At 66.1% G+C, this 14545-nt stretch carries 12 protein-coding genes; 7 read left to right on the forward strand and 5 right to left on the reverse strand.

The features are described 5' to 3' along the window. Nucleotides 1–153 precede the first annotated feature (153 nt). On the forward strand, nucleotides 154–624 hold the full coding sequence (gene rraA / locus BJ960_RS02595; protein WP_185986132.1) for a ribonuclease E activity regulator RraA: 471 nt from the start codon (nucleotides 154–156) through the stop codon (nucleotides 622–624). Then, on the forward strand, nucleotides 621–1343 hold the full coding sequence (locus BJ960_RS02600; protein ID WP_307814650.1) for a lysoplasmalogenase family protein: 723 nt from the start codon (nucleotides 621–623) through the stop codon (nucleotides 1341–1343). The genes rraA and BJ960_RS02600 overlap by 4 nt, the downstream gene beginning before the upstream one ends. Here BJ960_RS02600 and BJ960_RS02605 read toward each other — a convergent pair. The 5 genes from BJ960_RS02605 to BJ960_RS17140 form a co-directional block, all read right to left on the reverse strand. Next, nucleotides 1340–2785 (reverse strand): aldehyde dehydrogenase family protein, encoded by a 1446-nt coding sequence (locus tag BJ960_RS02605; protein ID WP_185986133.1) that lies wholly within the window; start codon nucleotides 2783–2785, stop codon nucleotides 1340–1342. The genes BJ960_RS02600 and BJ960_RS02605 overlap by 4 nt on opposite strands. 12 nt (nucleotides 2786–2797) lie before the next feature. Further along, a complete protein-coding gene (locus BJ960_RS02610) occupies nucleotides 2798–3754 on the reverse strand; it encodes a hydroxyacid dehydrogenase (protein WP_185986134.1) in 957 nt (318 codons plus the stop codon). A 13-nt stretch (nucleotides 3755–3767) separates the two neighbouring features. Then, on the reverse strand, nucleotides 3768–5045 hold the full coding sequence (locus BJ960_RS02615; protein ID WP_119283388.1) for a TRAP transporter large permease: 1278 nt from the start codon (nucleotides 5043–5045) through the stop codon (nucleotides 3768–3770). Nucleotides 5046–5048: 3 nt separating this feature from the next. Beyond that, nucleotides 5049–5651, reverse strand: a complete 603-nt coding sequence (locus BJ960_RS02620) for a TRAP transporter small permease (RefSeq protein ID WP_162921209.1) — start codon at nucleotides 5649–5651, stop codon at nucleotides 5049–5051. Nucleotides 5652–5772: 121 nt separating this feature from the next. Then, a complete protein-coding gene (locus BJ960_RS17140) occupies nucleotides 5773–6243 on the reverse strand; it encodes an Lrp/AsnC family transcriptional regulator (RefSeq protein WP_119283386.1) in 471 nt (156 codons plus the stop codon). A gap of 108 nt (nucleotides 6244–6351) precedes the next feature. Between BJ960_RS17140 and BJ960_RS02630 the strand changes: the two genes are divergently transcribed. The 5 genes from BJ960_RS02630 to BJ960_RS02650 all read left to right on the forward strand — a co-directional run bounded on the left by BJ960_RS02630 (nucleotide 6352) and on the right by BJ960_RS02650 (nucleotide 14540). Beyond that, nucleotides 6352–9246, forward strand: coding sequence for an aminotransferase class III-fold pyridoxal phosphate-dependent enzyme (locus BJ960_RS02630; protein WP_185986135.1), 2895 nt, complete (start codon nucleotides 6352–6354; stop codon nucleotides 9244–9246). Nucleotides 9247–9373: 127 nt separating this feature from the next. Further along, entirely contained in the window at nucleotides 9374–10387 is a 1014-nt protein-coding gene (gene dctP / locus BJ960_RS02635) for a TRAP transporter substrate-binding protein DctP (protein WP_185986136.1), read from the forward strand. A gap of 88 nt (nucleotides 10388–10475) precedes the next feature. Then, entirely contained in the window at nucleotides 10476–11873 is a 1398-nt protein-coding gene (locus BJ960_RS02640) for an NAD(P)/FAD-dependent oxidoreductase (protein WP_185986137.1), read from the forward strand. An 18-nt stretch (nucleotides 11874–11891) separates the two neighbouring features. Continuing rightward, nucleotides 11892–12845: a 2-hydroxyacid dehydrogenase gene (locus BJ960_RS02645; protein ID WP_185986138.1), complete on the forward strand. Its 954-nt coding sequence runs from the start codon at nucleotides 11892–11894 to the stop codon at nucleotides 12843–12845. A 36-nt stretch (nucleotides 12846–12881) separates the two neighbouring features. Further along, on the forward strand, nucleotides 12882–14540 hold the full coding sequence (locus tag BJ960_RS02650; protein WP_185986139.1) for a thiamine pyrophosphate-dependent enzyme: 1659 nt from the start codon (nucleotides 12882–12884) through the stop codon (nucleotides 14538–14540). Nucleotides 14541–14545: the final 5 nt, after the last annotated feature.

A 14545-nucleotide genomic window follows, 5' to 3' on the forward strand; every position in this document is an offset into this window, starting at 1 on the left:
ACTTCTGTACATGTACATTTGTACAGCACCTTGCCGTAGCGTTGCAACTCTGTCGCGCGGTAGCGTGGGGTCGGCGGCAGAGTCGCCGCGCGTGGCAGTCGGCCCGAGCCACACGACCGCCGCCTTCTCGAACAAGGAATGAGGCCCATCGAGATGGACACCATCAGCACCGCAGATCTCTTTGACGAGCGGGGCGACGAGCTCCAGTCAGTGTCACTGCAGTTTCAGGACTGCGGCGGCGACACCAGCTTCAGCGGCACCGTGCGCACGGTGAAGTGCTTCCAAGACAACGCGCGCCTGAAGAGCGTGCTCTCCACGCCGGGCGACGGCGCCGTGCTCGTGATCGACGGCGAGGGATCGCTCGAGACCGCCCTCGTCGGCGACATCATCGCGGGCCTCGGCGCGGACAATGGCTGGGCCGGCATCATCGTGCACGGCGCGATCCGCGACCGCGTCGCGATCGGCACACTGCCGCTCGGCGTCAAGGCGCTCGGCTCGAACCCCGCCAAGTCGACGAAGACGGGCAGCGGCGAGACTGACGTGCCCGTGACCTTCGGCGGCGTGACGTTCACGCCAGGTGCGATGGTCTGGTGCGACTCCGACGGCATCCTGGTCGAGAAGTGACCGACGCGCTGCCCGGTGGGCTGAGCGCCGCTGGGCAGCGCGCGGCGGCTGGGCCCACCCAGCTCGTGCTGCCGTTCGTGCCGTACATCGCGATCTCGGTCGTGCACGTCGCGTTCATCGCTCTCGACAACCCGCTCGCGGGCCCGACGAAGCTGCTGCTCATGCCGCTGCTCGCCGTCGGGATCCTCTGGGCCGCAGCCGGCATCCGCCCGTGGCCGGGCAGGGCGCTCTCGCTCCTACTGCTCGGCGTGCTCTTCTCGTGGCTCGGCGACGGTTCCTCAACGTTCTTCCCGATGTTCGAGGACGAGGTGCCGATGATGCTCGCCTGCTTCGGCATCGCGCACGTCTGCTACGTACTACTCATGTGGCGCGGGCGCGGGCTCGCCCGCGGCGGATTCCCGAAGTGGGCGCTCGGCTACGTCGCGGCCTACGTGTTGCTCATTGCGCTGCTCGTGCCGCACACGGGCGACCTGACGATCCCCGTCGTGTTCTACGGCGCGCTACTCGTCGCGACGGCCGCCTTCGCGGCGCGCTGCGGCGGGGTCATCGCGTGGGGCGGGTTCTGGTTTCTCGCCTCGGACGCGATCCTGTCGTTTCGTATCTTCACGCCCGACGCGATGCCCGACTGGACCAGCGGCGCGGTGATGCTCACCTACACGCTCGGCCAGGGCCTCATCGCCGCTGGGGTGGTGCGGGCGCTTGCAACGAGAGCGAACTAGGCCCCGAACGACACGAAGTGCGAGCTTGTTGTCGTGTAGAAGTCGAGCGCACGAGTTCCCTGCTCTCGCGGGCCGTAACTCGACGAACCGACCCCGCCGAACGGCGCGTGGAGCTCAGACACCGCGGGTGAGGCGTTGACTGAGACAAGGCCGGCCCGAACCTCTTCCTGGAACCGTTCGCTCGTCGCCAACCCTGTCGTCACAATGCCTGCGGAGAGCCCGTAGGGCACGTCGTTCGCGATCTCGATTGCATGCTCGATGCCGTCAGCCTCAATAATGCACGCGACCGGGCCGAATATCTCGTCTTGGTTGAGCCGCATCGAGCTCTGCCCGCTCGCGAAGAGTGTCGGCTCGAGATAGTACCCGCGGGTGCTGCGTTCAAGGAGCGTGCCGCCAGTGAGTAGTTCTGCGCCCTCGCGCTGTCCGAGGGCGATCGCCGCGAGATCCGTTTCGAGTTGCGCGTGTGTGGCGACCGGACCCATCGTTGTCGCCGGGTCGAGGGCGTGGCCGACGCGGATCGCGGCGGTTGTCGCTGTCATCCGGCGCACGAAGTCGTCGTGGACTGCGCTGTCGACGATGAGCCGGCTGCTTGCGGTGCAGCGCTGACCTGTCGCGCCAAAGCACGAGTCGATCGCGACTCGAACGGCGAGGTCGAGGTCTGCGTCAGCCGCGACGACGAGCGGGTTCTTGCCTCCCATCTCAGCCTGCACACGCTTCGACCCCGTTGCATGCGCGGTCGCGAGGAGATGCCTGCCGACCCGTGTCGAACCCGTGAAGCTCACTGCGGCTACGTCGGGGTGGGTCGCGAACCGCTCGCCGACGACACTGCCGCGACCGGTGACGAGGCTGAACACGCCCGCGGGCGCGCCAGCATCGGCGATGATCTCTGCGAGCGATGCGGCCGATGCTGGCACGGCCTCTGCTGGCTTGAACACCACAGTGTTTCCCGCCGCGAGGGCAGGGGCGATCTTCCAGCTCGGCACGGCGAGCGGGAAGTTCCACGGGGCGATGATGCCGACGACACCGAGCGGTTTGCGGCGTGTGTGAATCGAGGTGTCTTGTCTGCGCGATGCAAGCACCTCGCCCTGGGGCGTGAAGAGGTGGTTCGCGTAGTAGGAGAACGTTTGCGCCGCCCGAGTGACCTCGCCAATGCCCTCGGCGCGCGTCTTGCCCTCCTCGCGCGCGAGCTGCTCGCCGAGCTCGTCGCGGCGCGCGAGCAGCCGCGCAGCGACGCCCTCGAGGAGGGTGGCCCGTTCGGCTGCGGGCGACCTTCCCCACGTCACAGCCGCCGCCGCGGCGGCGGCGATCGCGTCGTCGGTCTGCGCGAGAGAGGCCATGCCGTACTCACCGAGCGGCGCATCGAGGTCGCTCGGGTTCTCGTTGAGGGTCACGTCTGCGCCTGGCACCCAGGCGCCGTCGATGAAGATTGGATGGGTCGACACCTGTCGGTCTCCTTACGTGGTTTCGGCGCCGAGCGCCTCAAGCGTGAATCGTGCGACATCAACTGCCATGCGCTCGAGCGCTTCGGCGGTCATCGCGGCCATGTGCGGGGTGAGCAGCAGGTTTGGCGCGCCAAACAGCGGCGAGGCAACGTCTGGCGGCTCGGGCGAGAAGACGTCGACTGCGGCACCCGCGAGTGTTCCGCCGGTGAGTGCGCGAGCAAGCGCATCCTCGTCGACAAGTCCGCCGCGGGCGGCATTGATAAGCACGGCGTTGGGTCGCAACATTCCGAACTCGCGTTCGCCGATGAGCGGGCCGCGGGCAGGATCGCCGGGAACGTGCAGGCTGAGCGCGTCGACAGTCGGAAGCAGCGAGGCGAGGTCGGCCACTGGGGTGATTCCGGCCCGCTCGAGCGCATCCGGGTCGGCGTAGGGATCGACCGCAGACACGCGCATCCCGAGCGCCAGCGCCCGCCGAGCGACGGACTGACCGATCGCACCGGCGCCAACAAGCCCGAGATGGGCTCCTGAGAGCTCACGGCCAATCAGCCCAAGCCTGTCGACCTGGCCGGGGAGTGAGCCAGCTGCCGCGGTGAACTTGCCGCCGCGGAGCGCCGACTCCACTTCGCTGAATCGCTTGAAGAGGTGCATGAGCGCGGCGATCGTGTACTCGCCGACTGACTCGGTGTTGCTTCGTGGGGTATTCACGATGCGGATGCCGCGCTCGGCAGCGAGCGTGCCATCGATGTTGTCGATGCCAGCACCGTGACGGCCGATGACACGGAGACGCATGCCCTGATTGAGGGTCGCGGCGGTGATCGGGGTGCTGCGAACGATGATCGCATCTGAGTCGGCGAGCGCCTCGGGCAGTCGCGGGTCGTCGGGGCCGGAGAGCTCCCGAACTGTCGCCGACTGTCTGAGGATCTCGACGCCGGCCGGATGGATTGATTCGAGCAGGGTGATGATTGGCACTGTGAGCTCCGGGTTAGAGAACGCTGGGAAGGAACGTGGTGACCGCTGGCACGTAGCTCACAAGCAGCAGCACGATGATGAGTGCGAGGAAGAACGGCATGAACGCGCGGGTGATCTCGCCGATCTTTGCGCCAGTGATCGCGCTCACCGTGAAGAGCGTGCTGCCGACGGGCGGGGTGATCGAGCCGATCGTGACGTTGAGCACAACCATCACGCCAAACTGCACGGGATCAATGCCGAGACCTACGGCGAGCGGCGCGAGCATCGGGGTCATGATGATCATGAGGCTCATCGCGTCGATGACGGCGCCGAGCAGCAGCAGGATGACGTTGACGAGCAGCAAGAACAGGATCGGGTTCTCGCCGACGACGCCGAGCAGGTCTCCGAGCTGCTGCGGAACGCGTTCGTAGGCAACGACGATGCTGAATACCGCCGCTGCGGCGATGATCAGCATGAGCATCGCGCTCGTGAGCGCGGCGTCCTTGAGCACCTTCGGGATGTCGCGCCACGTCATCTGCTTGTAGACGAACATCGAGACGAGCAGCGCGTAGATGACCGCGACCGCGCTGAGCTCGGTCGGCGTGAACACGCCCATGCGCAGCCCGACGAGCAACAGCACAGGCATGAGCAGCGCAGAGAACGACGCGCGGAAGCCCTGCATGACCTCGCGAAATGACGCACGCGTATCGCGGGCGCGGGGGTGGTTGAGCCGTTCGGCGAGGATCCGCACCGCAACGCTCAGTACGACGGCGATGAGCAGCGCGGGAAGCACGCCGCCCATGAAGAGCGCGCCGACTGAGACGTCGGCGAGGACGCCGTAGAGGATCAGACCGATTGAGGGCGGAAGGATCGGGGAGATCGAGCTTGAGGCCGCAGTGAGGGCTGACGCGTACGCGTTGCTGTAGCCCTCGCGCCGCATGATGGGCACGAGCACCTTTGAGTCGATCGCGGCGTCTGCCTGCGCCGAACCGCTCATGCCGCCGATCATGAGGCTGTTGAGCACGTTGACTTGCGCGAGTCCACCCTTGAAGTGGCCGACGAGCGTGCCAGCAAAGCTCATGAGGCGCTCGGCGAGGCCGCCGCCTGCCATGATGCTTCCGGCGAGGACGAAGAGGGGGACCGCAACGAGCGGGAAGGACTCGAGGCCGCTCGTGAGCCGTTGAACGACGAGTGACATTGCCCGGCCATCGACGAACACGTAGATGAGCGAGACGCTGAGCAGCGAGAGGTACACGGGCACGCGAAGCGCGAGCAGCGCGAGCAGTACGACAAAGAGCGCGAGAAGCAGCATGAATCAGCCCTGCTTTCCGGTGAGCTCGTCGCTCACAACGTTGACGAATCGCGTATCAAAGTCATCGAGTTCGACCTCTTCGATGGGAACGTTCACTCGCTCGTAGTCTGGGTTTCGGAGCCCGGAGATGGCGCGCACGGCGTGCCCGCACGAGTGAATGACCATGAGCAGCAGCCCGACGAGCGCGGCGACGGTGATGTACTTCTTCGAGAAGCCCAGGCCGGGCATGATGAGAAAGCGCGCCTTCTCAAGGTAGATGACTGTCGCGACGCAGATCGTGCCGAGCACTGCGAGGGTCACGAGTTCGACGAAGATGTCGACAGTCGCGCGGCCACGGTGCCCGAGTTTGGTTGACAGGAAGTCGAGGCAGATGTGTGCGCCGCGGCGCGAGACCGCCGCTGAGCCGAGGTACACCATCCACACCATGCAGAACATGGAGAGCGGGCCTGCCCAGGCGAGTGGGTGGTTGAACACGTACCGCATGATGACATCGGCGGTGATCGCAACTGCCATGACGCCCATGAGGGCGGCCGGCACCCACTCTTCTACGGTTGCGAGGGTGCCCCTGAGCCAGCGGGGCGCTGATCTTGCGGCTGGTGATTGCACGGATGCTCCTTTGCACTCTGCACGTCGCACCTGTGCGACGCCGATACGTCAGGCATCCAGTCTAGTGATAAAAAATCACTCATGTTGTGACTTTGCGTCACAATTTCACATTGCTATGCGCTTAGAGTGCTCCCCACCCAAAGCGATGAGTGCGAATTGAGTAGTACGGAAAAGTCTCGATTCGCAGTACGCCTGGCACGTTGCGCACCTGGTGGTTGATCGCCTCGAACATCGCAGCCTGGTCTTCCGCGATAACCTCGGCGAGGATGTCGTACTGGCCGGCGGCGATGACCACGTACACGACGTTCTGGAGGTCATTCAGGGCTGCCGCGATCTCCTCGACGTCGCCCTGGGCGACGATGCCGACCATCGCCATGCTGCGGTAGCCGAGTTTGAGCGGGTCTGTGACTCCGACGATCTGGATGATGCCGCGCTCCTCGAGGCGCATGACGCGGCGTCTCGCGCCGCCCGCGGTGAGGCCGACGAGCTCGCCGAGCTCGGCGTAACCACACCGGCCATCTTTCTGGAGCGCCGACAGCAGCTTGCGGTCAATGTCATCAATGTCGTTGGGCTCGTGGTTTACGTCGATCACGCTCTATCGCCTTGCTGTGATGAAAAATGACTAATCTGGACAATTTTGTGATGTAGGGTGATTTCTCAGAGGCATTGAGTGTACCACGCGACATCGAATGGGGTTGTAATGACTGAGAGTATCAGCCGGACTTGGCTTTTTGCGCGCCCAGTGGTGGCCGAAAGCGACGCCGCGAAGGTGGCGAACGAGTGCTTTGGGGTGAGCGGCACGGCCGTCGAGGTCGGCAGCCAGCAAGACCGAAACTTCGCGATCAGGGGCGCCGGTGAGCGGAATATCCTGCTGAAGTTCGATAACGCTGCCACGACAGAAGCCGACCGCGAGTTCCAGACACTCGTCGGGGGCGCGCTCGCCGCCGCTGGCGTCTCGACCCCGGCGCAGCTCGTGCCGATCCCTGGCGTCGAGATCACACACGAGACCGTGTCTGAGGTCGGAGAAGCCGAGACCGTCGTCGCTCGGGCGTTCGAGTGGGTTGAAGGGGCGCCTATCGCAGATGAGCCTGAGCTTCGCGGATTCCGTGCCGAACAGCTCGGCGAGCTCGCAGGCCGCTCGGTATCTGGTCTGCGGGGGGTCGCGCATGCGGCGGCCGAGCGCGACATCCAGTGGGAGCTAAGCCGCGCGCTCGATGTTGTCGAACAGCTCGCCGACGCATTGCCCCTCGAGCGCCGCGAGCGCTGCCTCGCCGCCGCGCGCCGTGCGGATGCTGCGGTGCGCGCCGCCCAGCACGCGCTGCCTCGCCAGGTGATCCACGGCGACATCACTGCCGATAACGTGCTCTGCGACGCTCGCGGCACGCTGTGGGTTGTCGACCTCGGGGACGCGGCGATGTCGTGGCGAGTCGCTGAGCTCGCGGTGACTGCCGCCGACGTTCTCGGGCGCACGGGCAGCATTGCGCACACCGGGCGAGTGGTTCGCGGCTTTCTTACTGCCGCCACGCTCACTGAGACAGAACTCTCGGTCGTGTGGCCGCTCATCGTGCTCCGCGGGGCGGTACTCGCGGTGAGCGGGTGGAGCCAGCTCGATGTTGACCCTGGAAACGAGTACGCGCGCGAGCGGCTCGAGCACGAGTGGGAGGTGTTCGAGCGCGCCTGCGCCATCGACGAAGAGACAGCGTACGCGCAGCTGCGGCTCGCCGCCGGGATGCCGCATCGCCCTGACATCGAGTACGCGCCGCTCGCCGGGTCGCGGCCCCAGTTGCTTGATTTGGGGATTGAGAGCGCCGAGCTTGATCGGGGCGCCTGGCTCGAGGCTGGAATCGAAGATCGTCTCGCGCAGCGCGCACTCGAAACGGCACAGGCTGTCGCGGCCCCGTTCGGGCAGGCGCGCCTGAGTCGCGTATCGCCCCGCGCAGACGTGCCCGCAGCGGCGCGGGCTCGCTGCATCGAGCTGTGGACCGCGCCGGGCGCGACGCTCGTCGCACCGTATGCTGGCGAGCTCACTGCCGACGGCGATGCGCTCGAGCTGAGCGACAGTGGCGTCGTGCTTCGCCTTGAGGGCGTGCGGGCGCTTGCGCCTGCTGGGAGCGTGCTTGCCGGGGCGCTGATCGCGGTTGCCGAGTCCGGGCCGCCCGTGCGTGTGACCAGGCGATTCGCCGGCGTCGAGCCTGCCGACCCGTTCGTTGAGTTCGACGGCGAGTACGAGTGCGACGGGGCGAGTGATCCCTCGCTGCTTGTTGGTGTCGTGCCAGTACCCGATCCTGATATCGAGCTGCGAAGCGAACGAGCGCGCCGCGACCTGGCGATGGGAGGGGCGAGCGAGCGCTACTATCTTGAGCCGCCGCGCATCGAGCGTGGCTGGGGCGCGCTGCTCATCGAGACTCGCGGTCGCGCCTACCTCGACATGGTGAATAACGTCACGGCTATTGGGCACTCCCATCCGGCGCTTGCAGATAGCGTGTCGCGACAGCTCAACCTGCTGAACACGAACTCGAGGTTTCTCTACGGCCTCTACGCAGATTTCACTTCCAGGTTGCTTGAGCACTCGCCAGATCCCGCACTCGACGTGGTGATCCCCGTGAGCTCTGGCTCCGAGGCGAATGACCTCGCGCTGCGCCTCGCCCAGGTCGCCACGCAACGCAAGGTCGTTGTGGCGGCGCGCGAGGGGTACCACGGGTGGACGGTGGCGTCTGACGCTGTCAGCACGTCTGCGTTTGACAACCCCAACGCGGCGGGATCGCGGCCCGAATGGGTCGATATCGTGAGCGCCCCGAACTCCTACAGGGGCGAATACCGTGGCCCTGAGTCGGGTGAGCAGTACGTTGCGGAGCTGCGTGAGCGGCTCGCGGAGCTTGTTGCCGAGGGGCGGCCCCCGGCAGCGTTCATCTCGGAGCCCGTGCTTGGCAACGCGGGCGGAGTGATACCGCCAGCTGGCTACCTCGCTGGCGCGTATGACGCGATTCGCGCGGTTGGCGGCGTCGCAATCGCCGATGAGGTGCAGGTCGGGTACGGAAGGCTCGGTAGGCATTTCTGGGGCTCCGAGCTCGCTGGGGCAGTGCCCGACATCATTACCGTCGCGAAGGCCGCAGGAAACGCCTTCCCGCTTGGCGCGGTCATCACGAAGCGGGAGATCGTCGACGCGTTGCGGGAGGAGGGGATGTTTTTCTCATCATCTGGGGGCGCACCGGCAAGCATGGCAGCCGGGCTTGCCGTGCTCGACGTCATCCGCGACGAGGGGCTCCAGGAAAATGCTCGGGTGATTGGCGAGCACCTCGTCGCCGAGCTTGCGCGCCTTGCCGACAAGCACCCGATGATCGGTGCGGTGCACGGGTCGGGGCTCTACCTCGGTGTCGAGTTGGTGCGAGACCGCGAGACCCGCGAGCCAGCGGTCGCTGAGACGCGCGAGGTATGCGAACTGCTGCTGCGCCACGGGGTCATCATGCAGGCGACGTCTGAGCGGCAGAACGTGTTGAAGGTGAAGCCGCCGATGACGCTCACTCGCGAGCAGGCTGACGTGTTCATTGCAGCGCTGGATCGTGTGCTCGAAGAAGTGAATTCGGAAGAGTTGTGACGAATTGTGATGAATTTACTTCAAAAAGTGTTGTATGGTGATTAGGTGCCCGATCGAAAAGATCTTTCGATGATGAAACTGAATTCTCGTGGCACGCATCTGTGAAGGCAGACCGGAGGTATCAAAGATGATCAAACGCAAAATTCTCGCGGCGAGCGTCGCCGCTGTTGTTGGGCTCGCACTCGCCGGTTGCTCGGCAGGTGGCGACGGTGGTGACTCAAGTGAGGCCGGGTCGACGACGACAATTTCGGTGTCACACGTCGAATCGTCATCGAGCATCACCCACAAGACCCTTGAAGCTGTCGCAGACCGCGTGAAGGAGCGGTCGGGTGGCTCGCTCGAGCTCGAGATCTACCCAGACGGCCAGCTCGGTACGTCTGCAGACACGTTGCAGCAGTCTGCATCGGGCGAGCCCCTCATCGGGTACACCGATGCGGCCGAGCTCTCGGCGCTGGCGCCGAGCAGCAACCTCGACGTGCTCGCGGGGCCGTTCCTGTTCGAAAACACCGACCAGGCACAGACGTTCCACGAGTCAGATGTGTTCGCGGAGATGAACGACGCGCTTGCCGAAGAGGGCGGGGTTCGCGTGCTCGCGCTGAACTACTTCCTCGGCACCCGCAACATTCTCGGCAAGGACGCGTACCCAGAGCCCGCAGACCTCGGGGGCGTGAAGCTCCGAGTACCTCCGATCGATTCGTTCACCCGCACCACCGAGCTGCTCGGCGCCGTGCCGACGACTGTCGACTACACGGAGGTCTACAGCGCGCTGCAGCAGGGCGTCGTCGACGCAGCAGAGAACGACATCAACTCGATGCTCGACCAGAAGTGGGGAGAGGCTGCGAACCAGCTCACCATGACCCACCACTTCCAGCTCTTCCTCGGCTTCGCGATCGGTACCGCAGCGTTCGACGCACTCACCGAAGAGCAGCAGCAGATCCTCGTTGAGGAGTTCGCGCAGGGCGGGGTCGACTCGACAGCCGAGAACGCCTCGATCGAGAGCGACACGCTCCAGGCGCTCGAAGACGCGGGCGTGACAATCACCGAAGCGAACCTCAAAGCGTACCGAGAGACGACGAAGTCGTACTACGACGGCTACCCCGAGGGGCTGCTCGACAGCGTGCGCTCAGCCGCAGGCATGTAATTGGTCGGGTTTGGCGGGCAGTGCCCGCCAAACCTGCCTTCGCGGTGCCCGAATCCGAGATTCGCACCGAACAGAAAGCAGGATTTTGATGAGTGTCACCGCCGAGATCAATGGTGAAGTGTCGTACTGGTTTTCGCAGGTCGCAACCAGGCCCGCGAGAGCTCCACTCGATCGCGACCTCACCGTCGACGTCGCACTCGTCGGCGCGGGATACACGAACCTCTGGATCGCCTACTACCTGAAGCAGGCTCGGCCGGATCTCGAAATCGCGATCCTCGAGCGCGAGGTCGCAGGATTTGGGGCGTCGAGCCGCAACGGCGGCTGGATCTCGTACGGGCTCCCCGGGCAGCACAGCCGCTACGCGAAGGCGCACGGAGTGCAGGCGGTTCGAGACTTTCAGCGCGAGCTGTTCGCGACGATCGGTGAGATCGTCGACGTCGCCGCGCGAGAGGGCATCGAGGCCGACATCGCCCACGAGGGTGAAGTCGCAATCGCGCGAAACCCCGCCCAGCTCGCGCGGCTGCGCGAGGAGTATGAGGGCGGCTCGCAGTGGGGGTTTGGCCCCGGCGACCTTGTCATGCTCGACCGTGACGGCGCGAACGAGCACGCGAGGCTCTCGAACGCCGTTGGTGGCCTCTGGTCCCCGCACTGCGCTCGCGTGCAACCGGCGCTGCTCGCCTCGGGCCTCGCCGACACCGTCGAGCGGATGGGCGTGCGCATCTACGAGCACACCGCAGTCTCCGAGATTGTGCCGCACACGGCACTCACCGAACGCGGCAACAGGGTATCCGCCGAGTTCGTTGTGCGCGGCACCGAGGGCTACACCAACTCGTTGAAGGGCCACTCGCGTGACTGGCTTCCGAAGCTGTCGAGCATGCTCGTGACCGAGCCGCTCACTCCCGAGCAGCATCGCGAGATCGGCTGGGACACAAACGTGATGGTTCGAGACGCGGGCCACTTTTTCAGCTACATTCACCGCACCGCAGACGACAGGATCGCGCTCGGCGGGCCGGGCGTTCCCTACCTGTGGGGCTCTGGCTGGGACGACAGGGGGAGCACGCTGCCAGCCTCTGAGCAGGCGCTCGTCCGTGCACTGCACACGCTCTTCCCGATGCTCAAAGACCACCCGATCGCGCACACATGGACCGGGATTCTCGGGATCCCGCGGAACTGGTCGGCCACAGTCACGCTCGACCGCGCCAGCGGGATGGCTGTCGCTGGCGGCTATGTCGGTGACGGGGTGACGAGCACAAACCTCGCGGGGCGCACAATGCGCGACCTGATTCTGGGGGAGGACACGCAGCTCACGCGCATGCCCTGGGTCGGCGGGCAGATTCGCAAGTGGGAGCCCGAGCCGCTGCGCTGGATTGCGCTTCGCGGCATGTACGGAGTGTACAACCTCGCTGACAGGCTTGAGGATCGGTCGGGGAGCCCGAAGACGTCGATTCTCGCGCGTGCCGCAAACGTCATCGCCGGCCGGAGCTGACTGGGCGAGGATTGCATCATGACTGTTCCACGAAACACGCTGCTCGTTGTCCCTGACGCAGAGAGTGACGCAGACGCTGCAGCCTTTCGAGCGTGCTTTGCGGCGGTCGCGCCGCAGGGCGTCGAGCTCAGGGTGCACGTTGGCCAACCGGCGACCGATGCGGCGTGGCGGGAGCTCGTCGCTGATGCCGACGGCATCGTCTTGAACTGGCGGTTGCCAGACGAGGCGTTGCGGGCAGCGACCAAGCTTCGCGTCGTGTCGTTTCTCGGGACGGGCGCGGCAGATCACCTTGATCTTGGCGCCGCCCAGGCTCGCGGAATCGACGTTCGAACGGTGTCTGGCTATTCGAACGACGCCGTCGCGGAGCACACACTCGGGCTGCTGCTTGCGCTCGCCCGCGGCACGGTTGCGCGAAACCGCGAGCTCCGCGAGGGCGAGTGGCTGCCTGCGACAGGGATGCAGCTGTCTGGCAAACGCCTGGGCCTCGTCGGCTACGGCGGTATCGGGCAGCGGGTCGCTGAGCTCGGCGCGGCGTTTGGGATGGACGTTGTCGCGTGGACGCGCAGCGGCCGCGTCGCCAGCCCCGCGCGGTTCGCCGAGCTCGCCGAGGTGTTGAGCGAGAGCGACGTCGTCAGCCTGCACCTCTCGCTGACGCCTGGGACAACTGCCTGCATCGGCGCCGAGGAGCTCGCAACCATGCGCGAGGGGGCCCTGCTTCTCAACACCGCCCGCGGGGCGCTCGTTGACGAAGCCGCGGTGCTCGACGCCCTCGACTCAGGCAGGCTTGGCGGGTACGCGACTGACGTTTTCGTCGAGGAACCGGCGCCGCCAGGGTCGCCACTCCTCGCTCACCCGCGCGTGCTTGCGACTCCACACATCGGCTACGCCACCGCCGACGCAGAGGCGGCACTGCTTCGACGTGGCATCGAAAACGCTATCGCTGGCCTCACCGGGGCCAGCCCAACGACCTAGCCAGACACGGCCATGCGCTCCAACGAAGGGACACCCATGTCACAGCACGCATCTCGCAGCGGCGGCGAACTTCTCGTCGACACACTTGCCGAGCAGGGGGTGACCCGCGTCAGCTGCGTACCCGGCGAAAGCTACCTGCCGGTGCTCGACGCACTGCGCGAGGCGCCAATCGAGGTTGACGTGTGTCGCCACGAGGCTGGCGCGGGCAACATGGCGGTCGCGACAGGCAAGCTCACTGGCCGAGCGGGAGTCGCGATGGTCACCCGCGGGCCAGGCGCGATGCACGCTGCCATCTCGGTGCACACCGCCGAGCAGGACGCGGTACCGATGCTGCTGCTCATCGGACAGGTCGCGCTGCGAGACCGCGAGCGCGGCGGGTTCCAAGAGATGAACTACCACGAGGTCTTCGGATCTGTCGCGAAGTGGGTTGTTTCGCTCGACACCGTCGAACGCATCCCAGAGACGATCGCGCGGGCGTTCCGGATCGCCGAGGGCGGCAGGCCGGGCCCAGTGGTGATCGAGATGCCCGAGGACGTGCTCGCTGAGACCGCGGCAGTCGCGGCAGTGCCCCGCATCGAGCCGCTCACCGCGGCCCCGACCCCCGCCGCGGTCGCGCAGATTCGGGAGCGCCTGCGGGTCGCGAAACGCCCACTCGTGCTGCTCGGCCGCAGCACATGGTCGCAGGAGACAGCCGACGCAGCCCTCGCGTTCGCCGAGCGCTACGAGCTACCAACGCTCGCAGCCTTCCGCTGTCAGGACTACATCGACAACACGTCTGCCTATTACGGTGGCCACGTCGGGCTCGGCACCGACGCTGCGCTCGCCGCCAGGCTCGAAGAGGCAGACGTGATCCTCGCGGTTGGCGGTCACATCGGTGACGCCGAAACCAAGGGCTACGAGATCTTGGGGCCCAAGCCTGGCCGCACGCTCATACACGTTGCGGCGAGCGAGATGGACGTCGACAGGTACCTGCAGGCGACGATCGCGGTGCAGGCGACCCCGCGGGCGTTCTTCGACGCCATGCTCGGGGCGGCTGGGGAGCCCCCTGTCGCCGCGAGTGGCGCGCGACGCGACTGGGTGAGCACGGTTCGGAGCGAAGAGGTCGCGCGCTCGATCCCGCCGGTGCAGAGCGACGACCTGCTGTCAGCGATCATGACGCAGCTCGCCGACGAGCTCCCGGCCGACGCGATCGTCGCGAACGGGGCAGGCAACTACGCGGTGTGGGTGCACCAGTTCGTGAAGTACCGGCGGTACGGCACGCAGCTCGCGCCCGCGAGCGGCGCCATGGGCTTTGGGCTTCCCGCGGGCATCGCCGGGGGCCTCGTCCACCCTGGCCGCCAGGTTGTCGTGTTCGCTGGCGACGGCTGCTTCAGCATGGCGATGACCGAGATGGGTGTGCTGCGCAGCTCAGGCGTGCCAGCCGTTGTCGTCATCGTGAATAACGGCATCTACGGCACCATCAGGTTGCATCAGGAGCGCCGCTACCCTGGCCGTGTCAGCGCCACCTCGTTCGAGAACCCAGACTTTGTGATGCTCGCACAGGCGTTTGGGTTCACAGCAGAACGCGTGACCACCGCCGACGACTTCATGCGCGTGTACCGCGCTGCGACCGCAAGCGGCGAGGCCGCGGTGATCGAGGTCGTTGTCGATCCGCTCAGGTCAACCCCGAGCGTGAGGCTCGACGAGCTCGTGTAGCTGGC

The sequence above is a fragment of the Leucobacter aridicollis genome (assembly GCF_013409595.1).
Lineage (GTDB): Bacteria > Actinomycetota > Actinomycetes > Actinomycetales > Microbacteriaceae > Leucobacter > Leucobacter aridicollis.